Source organism: Kluyvera chengduensis (genome assembly GCF_044197065.1).
In the GTDB taxonomy this organism is placed as follows: domain Bacteria; phylum Pseudomonadota; class Gammaproteobacteria; order Enterobacterales; family Enterobacteriaceae; genus Kluyvera; species Kluyvera ascorbata_C.
This window is the reverse complement of the sequence record NZ_JBIQOI010000002.1, coordinates 708,357-723,251: the sequence shown is the minus strand read 5'-3', so window position 1 is coordinate 723,251 and position 14,895 is coordinate 708,357. Positions and strand designations below refer to the sequence as shown.

Annotated in this window: 10 protein-coding genes; 6 read left to right on the top strand and 4 right to left on the bottom strand. The window is 54.0% G+C overall.

All coding sequences use genetic code 11. The features are described from left to right. Nucleotides 1–65: 65 nt before the first annotated feature. Entirely contained in the window at nucleotides 66–1,466 is a 1,401-nt protein-coding gene (gene asnS / locus ACH1XZ_RS09095; protein ID WP_395595273.1) for an asparagine--tRNA ligase, read from the bottom strand. Between the two features lie 166 nt (nucleotides 1,467–1,632). Continuing rightward, complete coding sequence (gene pncB / locus ACH1XZ_RS09090) at nucleotides 1,633–2,835, bottom strand: nicotinate phosphoribosyltransferase (protein ID WP_395595272.1); 1,203 nt, start codon at nucleotides 2,833–2,835, stop codon at nucleotides 1,633–1,635. Nucleotides 2,836–3,099: 264 nt separating this feature from the next. On the opposite strand from pncB, the gene pepN reads away from it, so the two are divergent. Next, a complete protein-coding gene (gene pepN, locus ACH1XZ_RS09085) occupies nucleotides 3,100–5,712 on the top strand; it encodes an aminopeptidase N (protein ID WP_395595271.1) in 2,613 nt (870 codons plus the stop codon). A gap of 131 nt (nucleotides 5,713–5,843) precedes the next feature. On the opposite strand, the gene ssuE is transcribed toward pepN, so the two are convergent. Then, nucleotides 5,844–6,419 carry an NADPH-dependent FMN reductase gene (gene ssuE / locus ACH1XZ_RS09080; RefSeq protein WP_395595270.1) on the bottom strand — a complete coding sequence of 192 codons (576 nt, stop codon included), beginning with the start codon at nucleotides 6,417–6,419 and terminating at the stop codon, nucleotides 5,844–5,846. Between the two features lie 251 nt (nucleotides 6,420–6,670). On the opposite strand from ssuE, the gene pyrD reads away from it, so the two are divergent. Then, on the top strand, nucleotides 6,671–7,681 hold the full coding sequence (gene pyrD, locus ACH1XZ_RS09075; protein ID WP_035892411.1) for a quinone-dependent dihydroorotate dehydrogenase: 1,011 nt from the start codon (nucleotides 6,671–6,673) through the stop codon (nucleotides 7,679–7,681). 164 nt (nucleotides 7,682–7,845) lie between these two features. Then, nucleotides 7,846–8,388 (top strand): cell division protein ZapC, encoded by a 543-nt coding sequence (gene zapC / locus ACH1XZ_RS09070; protein WP_395595269.1) that lies wholly within the window; start codon nucleotides 7,846–7,848, stop codon nucleotides 8,386–8,388. On the opposite strand, the gene ACH1XZ_RS09065 is transcribed toward zapC, so the two are convergent. Continuing rightward, nucleotides 8,385–9,494, bottom strand: a complete 1,110-nt coding sequence (locus ACH1XZ_RS09065; RefSeq protein ID WP_395595268.1) for a YcbX family protein — start codon at nucleotides 9,492–9,494, stop codon at nucleotides 8,385–8,387. The genes zapC and ACH1XZ_RS09065 overlap by 4 nt on opposite strands. A gap of 98 nt (nucleotides 9,495–9,592) precedes the next feature. Between ACH1XZ_RS09065 and rlmKL the strand changes: the two genes are divergently transcribed. Genes rlmKL through pqiA form a run of 3 tightly spaced genes read left to right on the top strand, consistent with a single transcriptional unit; the run spans nucleotide 9,593 to nucleotide 14,891 of the window. After that, a complete protein-coding gene (gene rlmKL / locus ACH1XZ_RS09060) occupies nucleotides 9,593–11,698 on the top strand; it encodes a bifunctional 23S rRNA (guanine(2069)-N(7))-methyltransferase RlmK/23S rRNA (guanine(2445)-N(2))-methyltransferase RlmL (protein WP_395595267.1) in 2,106 nt (701 codons plus the stop codon). Nucleotides 11,699–11,710: 12 nt separating this feature from the next. After that, the gene (locus ACH1XZ_RS09055) at nucleotides 11,711–13,618 is read left to right on the top strand and encodes an ABC transporter ATP-binding protein (RefSeq protein WP_395595266.1); all 1,908 of its coding nucleotides are present in this window, start codon (nucleotides 11,711–11,713) and stop codon (nucleotides 13,616–13,618) included. 13 nt (nucleotides 13,619–13,631) lie between these two features. Then, a complete protein-coding gene (gene pqiA, locus ACH1XZ_RS09050; protein WP_395595265.1) occupies nucleotides 13,632–14,891 on the top strand; it encodes a membrane integrity-associated transporter subunit PqiA in 1,260 nt (419 codons plus the stop codon). Nucleotides 14,892–14,895: the final 4 nt, after the last annotated feature.

Here is a 14,895-nt window from a genome sequence, read left to right as displayed (position 1 = left end):
GATTTCTTTACAGTCGCGGGCAAAAAAAGGCCAGCGCGATGGCTGGCCTTTAGCAGATAATAAACTTAGAACGTGGCGCTGCGCGGCGTTCTTGGGAATGGAATAACGTCACGGACGTTCTGTACACCGGTAACGTAAGCGATCAGACGCTCGAAGCCCAGACCAAATCCGGAGTGCGGAACGGTGCCGTAGCGACGTAGGTCACGGTACCACCAGTAGTCTTCTTTATTCAGACCCATTTCAGCCATACGTGCATCCAGAACGTCCAGACGTTCTTCACGCTGAGAACCGCCGATGATTTCGCCGATGCCCGGAGCCAGTACGTCCATTGCGGCAACGGTTTTACCGTCGTCGTTCAGGCGCATATAGAACGCTTTAATCTCTTTCGGATAGTTTTTCACAACGACCGGCGCTTTGAAGTGCTCTTCTGCCAGATAGCGTTCGTGTTCAGAAGAGAGATCAACGCCCCAGTAGACTGGATTTTCAAACTGCTTACCGCAGTTTTCCAGAATGGTTACGGCATCGGTGTAATCCACCTGTGCGAAATCGGCGGTCACGAAACGTTCCAGACGGTCGATAGCATCTTTATCTACGCGCTCAGCGAAGAACTTCATGTCGTCTGCACGTTCGGTCAGTACAGCTTTGAAGACGTACTTCAGCATCGCTTCTGCCAGACGGGCGTTATCTTCCAGATCGGCGAATGCCACTTCCGGCTCCAGCATCCAGAACTCCGCCAGGTGGCGGCTGGTGTTGGAGTTTTCAGCGCGGAAGGTCGGGCCGAAGGTGTAGATTTTCGACAGCGCACAGGCATAGGTTTCGCCGTTCAGCTGGCCGGAAACGGTCAGGAAGGCTTCTTTGCCGAAGAAATCTTTGTCGTAATCGACTTTGCCCTGATCGTTACGCGGCAGGTTTTCCATATCCAGCGTAGAAACGCGGAACATTTCACCTGCGCCTTCGGTATCAGAAGCGGTAATCAGCGGGGTAGAAACCCAGAAGAAACCCTGCTCGTCGAAGAAGCGATGCAGCGCCTGCGCCAGCGTGTGGCGAACGCGAGCAACCGCGCCAATCAGGTTAGTACGTGGACGCATATGCGCGACTTCACGCAGATACTCGATGCTGTGGCGTTTTGCCGCCATCGGGTAGGTGTCCGGATCTTCAACCCAGCCGGTCACTTCAACGCTGGAAGCCTGAATTTCAAAGCTCTGGCCCTGGCCCTGAGAGGCGACTATCTTGCCGGTGACAATCACGGAGCAGCCGGTAGTCAGACGCAGTACTTCCTGATTGTAATTGGGCAGAGAATTATTAATAACGGCCTGTACAGGATCAAAGCAGGAACCGTCATAGACGGCGAGGAAGGAAAAGCCAGCTTTTGAATCTCGGCGGGTACGTACCCAGCCGCGCACGGTGACTTCGCTGTCAACGGCTACGCGGCCCTGGAGTACGTCGGCTACAGGCACAACGCTCATAATAGTCTCTCTATTCGTAGTCCAATAAAAAAATCGTTTTCCCCGGAACGGCGGGGGATATCTATGTTACCTGTCATCTTCTATCAGACAAGCAGAATTAGCATGGAGAAGGGGTGTTTTCAGAAATAATTAAATAAGAAGGGAGCCATAGGGCTCCCTTTGGTGATTAACTCGCCTTTTTGATCTGCGGAAGATCAAATGCTTTACGTAAAGCGCGAACAAAGGCTTTATCGTGACAGATAGTTTTACCTGGGCTGTCAGAGAGTTTTGCCACCGGTTTGCCGTTGCACTCAACCAGCTTAATAACAATGTTCAGCGGTTTTACCTGAGGAATATCGCAGGTCAGGCGTGTACCGATGCCGAAGCTTAAATTGATGCGTGACGAGAAGTGGCGATATAGCTCGACGGCTTTGGTTAAGTCCAGGTTATCAGAGAATACCAGCACTTTACTGAGTGGGTCGATGCCCAGCGTTTTATAGTGCTTAATGGCTTTCTCGCCCCACTCAAACGGGTCACCAGAATCATGACGTAGCCCCTGATAGCGAGTGGCGAATTCCGGGCCAAAATCACGCAGGAAGGCATCCATCGTAATACAGTCGGTTAACGCGATGCCGAGCTGATCTGGATACTCTTTAAGCCAGGCAGCCAAAGCGGCGCGCTGGCTGGTGGCGAGATCGGGGCTGATTTGCTGATGCGCCTGGAACCATTCGTGCGCCTGCGTCCCCATCGGAGTGAGCGACAGACGACGCGCCAGGTCGTAGTTGCTGGTGCCGGTAAACCAGGACTCCTGCTGCAGGCGGCTGACAATGGCCTCCTGAACCTCACGAGAGAAGCGGCGACGGGTACCAAAATCCATCAGCTTGAAGGCCGACATATCAATGTCAGCGGTCAACTGATTAAAGTCGACTAACTTACGCTCCAGCATCTCCAGCGCCTGCGGCACGCCGGTTTCTGGCGAGCGGTAGCGATGAGCCAGCTCGCTAATCACCGCCAGTAGCGGGACTTCCCACATAATAACTTCGCGCCAAGGGCCTTCGAGGCGAATATTCAGCTTGCCGTTATCATTGGTGACGGTGACCTGCTGCGGGTCGTAGCGAAAATCACGCAGCCAGTTCAGGTAATCCTGTTTAAAGAAAGGAAGACGAGAGAGCCAGTGGTATTCGACATCCTGCAGGGTGAGTGAACGCATGGCTTCGACTTGTTCGCGAATAGCGTCAGCATAAATGCCCAGCAGATCGTCACCACGGCAGCGGAATTCAGCCGCTACGTTTACGTCGTAGTAGTGGTGAAACACAGCCTGCTGCATATGCAGTTTGTAGGCATCTGTGTCTAGCAGCGAGTGCAGCACAGGAGAAGCGAATTGTGTCATGGTGCGCAGTAGCATCCTCTCACAGGAGCGTTTAGTACAATAAACAACAGGGGAGAATCGCTGGAGTATACCTTGTTTAACGATTTATTGAACCCCGATCACACCATAAGGCACGAAGAGTCACCATGGCGTTTTGTGCGGTGTGTTACGCAAATGTATCATTTTTCCCTATTTGACTGGAAAAGATGAAGATTCTGCGTAGCGCGTTTAACACAACAGGAATAGACTGGAGGTGACATTTACAAAAGATGCTAAAGGTTTTTTATGACACAACAGCCCCAAGCCAAGTACCGCCACGACTACCGTGCGCCGGACTACCTGATTAGTGATATTGACCTGGCCTTTGACCTGGATGCCGCAAAAACCATCGTGACCGCGGAAAGCCAGGTTTCCCGCCACGCAGCGTCTGATGTACCGCTACGTCTGAATGGTGAAGATTTAACCCTGATCTCCCTTCACGTTAATGACGAGCCGTGGGACAACTATAAAGAAGAAGATAACAACCTGGTTATTGCTGGCCTGCCAGAACGTTTCACCCTGAAGATTGTGAATGAAATCAGCCCAGCGGCGAATACGGCGTTAGAAGGGCTGTATCAGTCTGGCGAAGCGCTCTGCACTCAGTGTGAAGCCGAAGGCTTCCGCCACATTACCTGGTATCTTGACCGCCCGGACGTGTTGGCGCGTTTCACCACCAAAATCTCTGCCGATAAAACCAAATATCCGTTCCTGCTCTCTAACGGCAACCGCGTTGCCGAGGGCGAGCTGGAAAATGGCCGTCACTGGGTACAGTGGCAGGACCCATTCCCGAAACCATGCTACCTGTTTGCGCTGGTTGCCGGTGATTTCGACGTACTGCGCGATACCTTTAAAACGCGCTCTGGCCGTGAAGTAGCGCTGGAGCTGTTCGTTGACCGCGGCAATCTGGACCGCGCGCCGTGGGCGATGACCTCGCTGAAAAACTCCATGAAGTGGGACGAAGATCGTTTCGGCCTCGAGTACGACCTCGACATCTATATGATTGTCGCCGTCGACTTCTTCAATATGGGCGCAATGGAGAACAAAGGGCTGAACGTCTTTAACTCCAAATTCGTACTGGCGCGGACCGATACCGCAACGGATAAAGACTATCTCGATATCGAACGCGTGATTGGCCACGAGTATTTCCATAACTGGACCGGTAACCGCGTCACCTGCCGCGACTGGTTCCAGTTAAGCCTGAAAGAAGGCTTAACCGTTTTCCGTGACCAGGAATTCAGCTCTGATTTAGGTTCACGTGCCGTAAACCGCATCAGCAACGTGCGCACCATGCGCGGCCTGCAGTTTGCAGAAGACGCGAGCCCGATGGCGCACCCAATCCGTCCGGATAAAGTTATTGAAATGAATAACTTCTATACCCTGACGGTGTACGAGAAAGGGGCGGAAGTTATCCGCATGCTGCACACCCTGCTGGGTGAAACCAACTTCCAGAAAGGCATGCAGCTGTACTTCGAACGTCACGACGGCAGCGCTGCGACCTGCGATGACTTCGTGCAGGCGATGGAAGATGCGTCTAACGTTGACCTGTCGCATTTCCGCCGCTGGTACAGCCAGGCCGGTACGCCGATTGTTAGCGTGCATGACGACTACAACCCGGAAACCGAGCAGTACACGCTGACCATTCGTCAGCGTACGCCAGCGACCGCTGAGCAGGATGAAAAATTCCCGCTACATATTCCGTTCGACATTGAACTGTACGATAACGAAGGCAAGGTGATCCCGCTGCAGAAAGACGGGCATCCGGTGCATCACGTGCTGAACGTGACCCAGGCCGAACAGACCTTTGTTTTCGATAACGTTTACTTCCAGCCGGTACCCTCGTTGCTGCGCGAGTTCTCAGCGCCAGTTAAGCTGGAATATAAATGGAGCGATCAGCAACTGACGTTCCTGATGCGTCATGCGCGTAATGACTTCTCCCGCTGGGATGCGGCGCAGAGCCTGCTTGCAACCTATATCAAGCTGAACGTCGCTCGCCATCAGCAGGGCCAGCCGCTGTCGCTGCCGGTCCACGTGGCCGACGCGTTCCGCGCGATTCTGCTGGATGAGCACATCGACCCGGCGCTGGCGGCTGAAATCCTGACGCTGCCATCAGCGAGCGAAATTGCTGAGCTGTTCGAGATTATCGATCCTATCGCCATCGCTGCGGTGCGCGAAGCGCTGACCCGTACGCTGGCGACTGAACTGGCCGACGAATGTCTGGCGGTTTATAACGCCAACAAGCTCGACAGCTATCGCGTAGAGCATGCCGACATCGGCAAGCGTTCGCTGCGCAATACCTGTCTGCGCTATCTGGCATTTGGCGACCGTGAGCTTGGCGATAAGCTGGTGAGCGATCAGTACCATCATGCCGATAACATGACGGATGCGCTGGCGGCGCTGTCTGCTGCCGTGGCGGCTGAACTGCCGTGCCGCGACGCGCTGATGCAAGAGTACGATGACAAATGGCATCATGACGGCCTGGTGATGGATAAATGGCTGATTCTGCAGGCGACAAGCCCGGCAGATGACGTGCTGGCCACGGTACGTAAGCTACTGAACCACCGTTCATTCAGCATGAACAACCCGAACCGCATTCGCTCGCTGATTGGTGCCTTTGCCGGCAGCAACCCGGCAGCGTTCCATGCGGCAGACGGCAGTGGCTATCAGTTCCTGGTGGAAATGCTCACCATCCTGAACAGCAAAAACCCGCAGGTGGCTTCGCGTCTGATTGAGCCGCTGATCCGCCTGAAACGCTATGATGCGAAGCGTCAGGCGTTAATGCGTGCCGCGTTGGAACAGCTGAAAGGGTTGGAAAACCTGTCCGGCGATCTGTACGAGAAGATTGCTAAAGCATTAGCATAACCGGTAGCCCGGACGAGGCGTGAGCCGACTCCGGGGAAACCCGGTAGTACTCCCTGCGTCGCTTTGCTCGGCCGGGCTACATTTATATACAAACAAAAACGCCGCTGGTTTTGCCTGCGGCGTTTTTTTTATCAAACATGTTCGGTGATTCGCGCGGAACTTAACGTGGGAACCTGGATATCCCGCCGATGCAATGCCTGCCAGAATGTCTCCAGCGCGCTGTCCAGACGGGTGTGCAGATTTGGGCTGAACTGCGGCTTATGCTGATAATCGGTCACCTGACTATCATCGGCAAAGACACCCTGCAGGATCTCCTGGGCCTTCAACGCGTTCAGAACCGGTTTCAGGGCGTAATCCACTGCCAGCATATGCGCCACCGTGCCGCCGGTTGCCAGCGGCAGCACGACTTTGCCTTCAAGCGCACGCTCGGGCAGCAGATCCAGCAGCGCTTTTAATGCGCCAGCAAACGAGGCTTTATAGACCGGCGTGGCAATAACCAAGCCATCGGCGTGAGCCAACTGCTCGGTTAAGGTTTGCAGCGCGGGGCTGTCAAAGCGGGCGTGAAACAGATCTTCGGGGTCGAAGTTCTGTAAATGCCAATGGAAAACTTCAACGTCGGCGGCAGAGAGTTTCTCCCGGGCGTACTCCAGCAGGGCGCTGGAGCGAGAAGGAAAACGGGGGCTGCCTGCTAAAGTAATGACGCGCATGGTCTCTCCTTATAACTAAAAACAAACATTAATCTAAAATTGATAACATTTGCATCAGTGTGTCAGAGGGGAAACCCAGGGCGAAATACTTTTTCTGATGATGGATTACCAGAAAATGCATATGCAGGGTGGAGTAAAGGTTGAATTGAAGGAAAACGATTGCGTTTTTTTTGCCATAGGTCAATTCCATTTTTGAGCGTTATCGCACATAATACGCCCCCGGTTTGCACACCGGGAATCCAGGAGAGTTCATGTACTATCCCTTCGTTCGTAAAGCACTTTTTCAGCTCGATCCAGAGCGCGCTCATGAATTAACGTTCCAACAATTACGTCGCGTCACCGGCACCCCGCTGGAAGCACTCGTGCGTCAAAAAGTACCGGAAAAACCGGTGACCTGCATGGGGCTGACGTTTAAAAATCCGCTGGGTCTGGCCGCAGGTCTGGATAAAGATGGCGAATGTATCGATGCCTTAGGGGCGATGGGATTCGGCTCTATTGAGATAGGTACCGTCACGCCGCGTCCACAACCGGGTAACGACAAGCCGCGCTTGTTCCGCCTGGTCGACGCCGAAGGGTTGATCAACCGTATGGGCTTCAATAACCACGGCGTTGATAACCTGGTCGAGAACGTGAAAAAAGCGCATTTCGACGGGATCCTGGGTATTAATATTGGTAAGAATAAAGATACGCCAGTAGAGCAGGGCAAAGATGACTATCTGATTTGTATGGAAAAAATCTATGCTTACGCGGGTTATATTGCGATTAATATCTCCTCACCAAATACCCCAGGGCTGCGTACGCTGCAATATGGTGATGCGCTTGACGATCTCCTTTCCGGTATTAAAAATAAGCAATCTGAACTCGAACAAAAGCATCATAAATATGTTCCAGTGGCGGTGAAGATCGCGCCGGATCTTTCTCATGAAGAGTTGATCCAGGTGGCCGATAGTTTAGTTCGCCATAATATTGATGGGGTGATTGCGACCAATACTACATTGGATCGTTCTCTGGTTCAGGGGATGAAAAATTGCGATGAAATGGGTGGCTTAAGTGGTCGTCCATTACAATTAAAAAGCACCGAAATTATTCGTATGTTGTCCGCCGAATTAAAAGGCCAATTACCTATTATTGGCGTTGGCGGTATCGACTCGGTGATTGCAGCGCGTGAGAAGATGGCAGCCGGTGCGTCTCTGGTACAGATCTATTCCGGTTTTATTTTTAAAGGCCCACCGCTGATTAAAGAAATCGTTACCCACATCTAGTATTTTTCCCAGTATTGTGATCCAGGGCTTTATTTCCGGCCCTGGTTGCATTATATTTCCCTACTGTTGCTTATTTAAACATATTGGTCTTTTATTATTTAAGACAAAGTAACGCAGCGGAAGAACAGGCAATGCATTGGATGCGAATATGACGGGGGAGTAAAATGCGAATTAAACCTGATGATAACTGGCGTTGGTATTATGATGAAGAGCACGATCGAATGATGCTCGATTTAGCCAATGGTATGTTGTTTCGTTCGCGTTTTGCTCGCCGGATGTTAACACCCGATGCTTTTGCGCCAACCGGTTTTTGCGTTGACGATGCCGCGCTTTATTTCTCCTTTGAAGAGAAATGCCGTGATCTGGTGCTTTCAAAAGAACATCGTGCTGAGCTAATTCTTAATGCCCTCGTCGCCATTCGCTTCCTCAAACCCCAAATGCCGAAAAGCTGGCATTTCCGCGCGCATGAAGATAGCTGGTCTCCGGTGATCGGTGATGCCGCAGCCGTTTGGTTAAGTGACGATGATAGTCAGGTGAATTTGCTGGTGGTTGAGCCGGGCGAAAACGCCGCGCTATGTCTGCTGGCACAGCCGGGGCTGGTACTGGCTGGTCGCACCATGCAGCTTGGCGACCCTATCAAAGTGATGAACGACAGGCTGCAACCTCAGCCGGGGCTGGACGGTTACAGCCTGGAGCAGGCGGTTTAAAGCTTCAGCTTCAGTGCGGTTTTCGGCACGCAGCTACAGCTAAGAATCGTACCATCGTTCGCTATCGCGCTTTTTTTCAGCGGGCTCACTTCTCCGTCCAGCAGCGTCACGCGGCAGCTGCCGCAGATACCCGCCCGGCAAGAGTAGGGGACGCGAATGCCCTGTTGCTCTAACTGTTCCAGTAAGATCTGTTGATTATTCCCGGTAAAGGAACGGCCTTCCCAGTCAATCTCCACGAGCGCATCCTGCTGCGTCTGCGGGGCCAACGCCTCGTCGCTTTTCCCTGAGCTGTACACGATGGCCGGGCCGGTGGTGAGAATTTCCACTTCATCGCCCACGCGAACCACACCGCTGTTGCGGGCAATCAGGTTCTGACCGAAATCCACATCGCCGTTGGCGGGGTTAGTGCGAAATGACTGTAGCGTACTCAGTGGTTCTGCTGCCGGGTGTTTTTGCCCTTTCTCTGGGCTGATAGTCGTGAAGATACAGCGGCTGCATGGTTTCACAACATCGAAGATCACGTCGCCAATGCGCAGCGTTTTCCAGCTGTCTTCTTCCCAGGCCTGCGCGCCGGTCACCACCAGATTAGGGCGGAACTGTTCCATGCGGACGCTGGCGCGGCAGCGCTGCTGCAGGTCGCGTAGCGACGCTTCGTTGGTGAGCAGGAACGGAAAACCATCGGCGAATGAGAGCGGCACCGCGTCGTGGCGCTTAACGCGACGGGTAAGGTCATCGCCCAGCCAGCGAAGCTGGACATCGCGCTTAAAGAATGGCGTGAGCCACTGATTGATAGCATCGGGGGCAATACGCGAGGTAAAATGGTTGCCCCACACTTCGGTTGGCGACGGCTGACCGACGAAATCCACAAAACGGACTAACGCACTGCTGCCGTCGGGCGCGGTGAGGTGTAAACCATCGTGAAGGACCGCAGGGGTAAAACGCACCATCGCCGGGAACTGACGGGCGGTAATAAAGGTGCCATCAGGCTCGGTGATCATGAAAATGCGGTCAAACGCCATACCGCTAATATCGGCGAAGGCGTGCGTAAGCCCGATGCCGCGCATGGATTTCACCGGATGTATAAAAAGCCGCGATAATGTAGCCACAACGCTGTCCCTGAGTCGAAAATAAGCCTTTAACTTTATGACATGGGGCGCAGATTGGCTATAATGCGCAACAATTTTCTGCGAGTAAAAGTGACGATATGAATTCTCTGTTTGCCAGTACGGCCCGTGGGCTGGAAGAGCTGTTAAAAACTGAACTGGAAGGCCTGGGCGCCCAAGAGTGCCAGATTGCCCAGGGCGGCGTCCATTTCCAGGGCGACACGCAGCTTCTGTACAAAAGCCTGATGTGGAGCCGCCTGGCGTCGCGCATTATGATGCCACTGGGAGAATGTAGCGTCTGGAGCGATCTCGATCTTTATCTTGGCGTACAGGCTATCGACTGGACCTCTATCTTCACCCCGGATGCCACCTTCGCGGTCAGCTTCGGCGGCCTGAACGATAGCATTCGTAACAGCCAGTACGGCGCGCTGAAGGTAAAAGATGCGATCGTTGATGCCTTTACGCGCAAAAAACTACCGCGTCCGAACGTCGATCGCGACAATCCGGATCTGCGGATTAACGTGCGTCTCAACAAAGAGACCGCCTATATCTCTCTCGATCTGAGCGGCGAAGGTTTGCACCTGCGCGGCTATCGCGATCGTACCGGTATGGCGCCCATCAAAGAGAACCTGGCGGCCGCTATCGTTATGCGCTCCGGCTGGGTGCCGGGCACGCCACTGCTCGACCCAATGTGTGGTTCCGGTACGCTGCTAATTGAAGCAGCGATGTGGGCGACTGACCGTGCGCCTGGGCTGCACCGCGGCCACTGGGGCTTCAGCGGCTGGGCGCAGCATGACGATGAAGTCTGGAAAGAAGTAAAAGCCGATGCCCAGACTCGCGCTCGTGCCGGTCTTGCCGCCTATGAATCGCGCTTCTTTGGCTCTGACGTCGACAGCCGCGTGGTTGAGCTGGCGCGTAGCAACGCCCGTCGCGCGGGTATTGGCGAACTTATCACCTTTGAGGTGAAAGACGTGGCGCAGCTGACCAATCCGCTGCCGAAAGGTCCTTACGGTACCGTTATCAGCAACCCGCCGTACGGCGAACGCCTGGAAAGCGAACCAGCGCTGATTGCGATGCATAGCCTGCTCGGCCGCAATATGAAAAACCACTTTGGCGGCTGGAATCTGTCGCTGTTTAGCGCCTCTCCAGAGCTGTTAAGCTGCCTGCAGCTACGCGCCGAGCGTCAGTTTAAAGCCAAAAACGGCCCGCTGGACTGCGTACAGAAAAACTACCATCTGACCGAAACCACCGGTGAGAAGCCTGCATCTCTGGCAGAAGATTACGCCAACCGTCTGCGTAAGAATCTGAAGAAATTCGAGAAGTGGGCCAAACAGGAAGGGATTGAATGCTACCGCCTGTACGACGCCGACCTGCCGGAATACAACGTGGCCGTTGACCGCTACGCCGACTGGGTCGTGGTGCAGGAATATGCGCCGCCGAAAACCGTTGATGCCAATAAAGCGCGTCAGCGTCTGTTTGATATTATCGCCGCGACCATCGCCGTGCTGGGTATTGCGCCGAACAAGCTGGTGCTGAAAACCCGTGAACGTCAGAAGGGTAAAAACCAGTATCAGAAGATGAACGAGAAGGGCGACTTTATGGAGGTGAGCGAATACAACGCGCGCCTGTGGGTCAACCTGACTGATTACCTCGATACCGGCCTGTTCCTCGATCACCGTATCGCCCGCCGTATGCTGGGTGAAATGAGCAAGGGCAAAGACTTCCTGAACCTGTTCTCCTATACCGGCAGCGCCAGCGTGCACGCAGGTCTGGGCGGCGCGCGTTCGACCACTACCGTGGATATGTCGCGTACCTATCTGGAGTGGGCGGAGCGTAACCTGCGTCTTAATGGCTTAACCGGCCGCGCGCATCGCCTGATGCAGGCGGACGTGCTGGCATGGCTGCGCGATACCGACGAACAGTTCGATGTTATCTTTATCGATCCGCCAACCTTCTCAAACTCCAAACGTATGGAAGATGCGTTTGACGTTCAGCGCGACCATCTGCGTCTGATGAAAGATCTGAAACGCCTGCTGCGTAAAGGCGGCACCATCATGTTCTCCAATAACAAACGCGGTTTCCGTATGGACCACGACGGCCTGGCAGAACTGGGACTGAAAGCACAAGACATTACCCAAAAAACACAGTCTCAGGATTTCGCCCGTAACCGTCAAATCCACAACTGCTGGCTGATTACCGCAGCCTGAAAGGAATAAAGAATGTCATTAATTAGTATGCACGGTGCCTGGCTGTCGTTCAGCGATGCGCCGCTTCTTGATAATGCAGAGCTGCATATTGAGGATAACGAGCGCGTTTGTCTGGTCGGCCGTAACGGCGCGGGTAAATCCACGCTGATGAAGATCCTCAACCGTGAACAGGGTCTGGACGACGGCCGTATCATTTACGAACAGGATCTGGTTGTGGCGCGTCTGCAGCAGGATCCTCCACGTAACGTGCAGGGCAGCGTCTACGATTTCGTGGCGGAAGGTATCGAAGAGCAGGCGGTATATCTCAAACGCTATCACGATATCTCACACCTGGTGATGACCGACCCAAGCGACAAAAACCTGCAGGAGCTGGCGAAAGTCCAGGAACAGCTGGATCACCACGGTCTGTGGCAGCTGGAAAACCGCATCAACGAAGTGTTGGCACAGCTGGGTCTGGAGCCGGATATGGAGCTGGCGGCACTGTCCGGCGGCTGGCTGCGTAAAGCGGCACTGGGCCGCGCGCTGGTTAGCGCGCCGCGCGTGCTGCTGCTCGACGAACCGACGAACCACCTGGATATTGAAACCATCGACTGGCTGGAAGGCTTCCTGAAGACCTTCAAAGGCACGATTATCTTTATCTCCCACGACCGTTCCTTCATCCGCAATATGGCGACGCGTATTGTCGACCTCGATCGCGGCAAACTGGTGACTTATCCGGGCAACTACGATCAGTATCTGCTGGAGAAAGAAGAAGCGCTGCGCGTAGAAGATCTGCAAAACGCCGAGTTCGACCGCAAGCTGGCGCAGGAAGAAGTGTGGATCCGCCAGGGCATCAAAGCGCGTCGTACCCGTAACGAAGGCCGCGTACGCGCGCTGAAGGCGATGCGTAACGAACGCAGCGCTCGCCGTGAAGTGATGGGCAGCGCGAAGATGCAGGTAGAAGAAGCGTCTCGCTCCGGCAAAATCGTCTTCGAGATGGAAGACGTGAACTATCAGGTTAACGGTAAAGTGCTGGTGAAAGATTTCTCCGCACAGGTTCAACGCGGCGACAAAATAGGCCTGATTGGCGCGAACGGCTGTGGCAAAACCACCTTGCTGAAGCTGATGCTGGGCCAGTTGGAAGCCGATAGCGGACGTATTCACGTCGGGACCAAGCTGGAGGTCGCCTACTTCGATCAGCACCGGGCTGAGCTGGACCCGGACAGAACGGTGATGGATAACCTGGCTGAAGGGAAGCAGGAAGTGATGGTTAACGGTAAGCCGCGCCACGTGCTGGGCTACCTGCAGGACTTCCTGTTCCATCCAAAGCGCGCAATGACCCCGGTTCGCGCGCTGTCCGGTGGTGAGCGTAACCGCCTGCTGCTGGCAAGACTTTTCCTGAAGCCAAGTAACCTGTTGATTCTTGATGAACCAACCAACGACCTGGATGTCGAAACGCTCGAACTACTTGAAGAGTTGATTGATGGCTACCAGGGTACCGTGATGCTGGTTAGCCACGATCGTCAGTTTGTTGATAACACTGTGACTGAGTGCTGGATCTTCGAAGGTGAAGGGCGCATTGGTCAGTATGTTGGCGGTTATCATGATGCCCGCGGACAGCAATCGCAGTCGCAGGCGCAAAAACAGACAAATGACAAAAAAACCACGGAAGTGGTTCAGCCAAAAGCAGAAACGGTCAAACGCGCAAGCGCTAAACTAAGCTATAACCTGCAGCGCGAACTGGAGCAGCTGCCGCAGAAGCTGGAAACGCTGGAAGCAAACCTTGAGGCGTTGCAGACTCAGGTTGCCGATGCGTCCTTCTTCAGCCAGCCTCATGACCATACCCAAAAGGTATTGGCCGATATGGCTCAGGCAGAGCAGGCGCTGGAAGACGCGTTTGAGCGGTGGGAATATCTGGAAGCATTAAAAAACGGCGCCTGATTGAGGAGTATTCATGTGCGAACAACATCATGCTGCGCAGCATATCCTGTGTCCACAATGTGACATGCTGGTGGCGTTGCCGCATCTTGAACACCGACATAAGGCGAACTGCCCACGCTGTGGTACGACGTTAACCACCGCGTGGGATGAACCCCGCCAGCGTCCGACGGCCTATGTTCTGGTCGCGCTTTTTATGCTGGTGCTGGCGAATCTGTTTCCTTTCATCAGTATGAAGGTGGCGGGGGTCAGCAGTGAAATTGAGCTGCTGGAGATCCCGAGCGTTATGTTCACGGAAGACTACGCCAGCCTTGGCACCTTCTTCCTGCTGTTCGTCCAGTTGGTGCCAGCATTCTGTCTGATAACCGTCCTGCTATTGGTCAACCGGGTACGGATGCCGCACCGGCTGAAGGTGTTTCTGGCGCGAATTCTGTTCACGCTCAAAACCTGGGGGATGGCGGAAATTTTCCTCGCCGGAGTGCTGGTCAGCTTTGTGAAGCTGATGGCGTACGGTGATATCGGTGTTGGCAGTAGTTTTATACCCTGGTGTCTTTTCTGCCTGTTACAGCTGCGTACCTTACAATGCGTCGATCGTCGCTGGCTGTGGGACGACATTGCTCCCATGCCCAAACTTGAACAGCCGCTAAAACCCGGCGTCACTGGCATTCGTCAGGGGTTACGCTCCTGCGCTTGCTGTACGGCGATTTTACCGGCAGACCAGCTTGAATGCCCGCGCTGTCATAGCAAAGGCCACGTCCGGCGCAAAAACAGTCTGCAGTGGACGATGGCGCTGCTGGTAACGTCGATTCTACTTTATCTCCCAGCCAATATTCTGCCTATCATGATTACCGATTTATTGGGTGACAAGATGACGTCAACCATTCTTGCCGGGGTGGTGCTGTTGTGGAGTGAAGGGTCGTATCCCGTGGCGATGGTCATTTTCCTCGCCAGTATTATGGTGCCGACGCTGAAGATGATCGCTATCGCCTGGCTATGTCTGGATGCTAACGGCATGAAGCGTAAGCATCGGGACAGCGAAAGGATGCACCTGATTTATGAAGTGGTAGAGTTTGTTGGTCGCTGGTCCATGATTGACGTTTTTGTTATCGCAGTGCTTTCAGCCCTGGTACGTATTGGGGGCTTAATGAATATCTATCCGGCGATTGGTGCGTTGATGTTTGCGCTGGTCGTCATAATGACCATGTTCTCGGCAATGACGTTTGATCCGCGACTTTCGTGGGATCGGGAACCTGAATCAAGCCATGAGGAGTCGTAAAAGC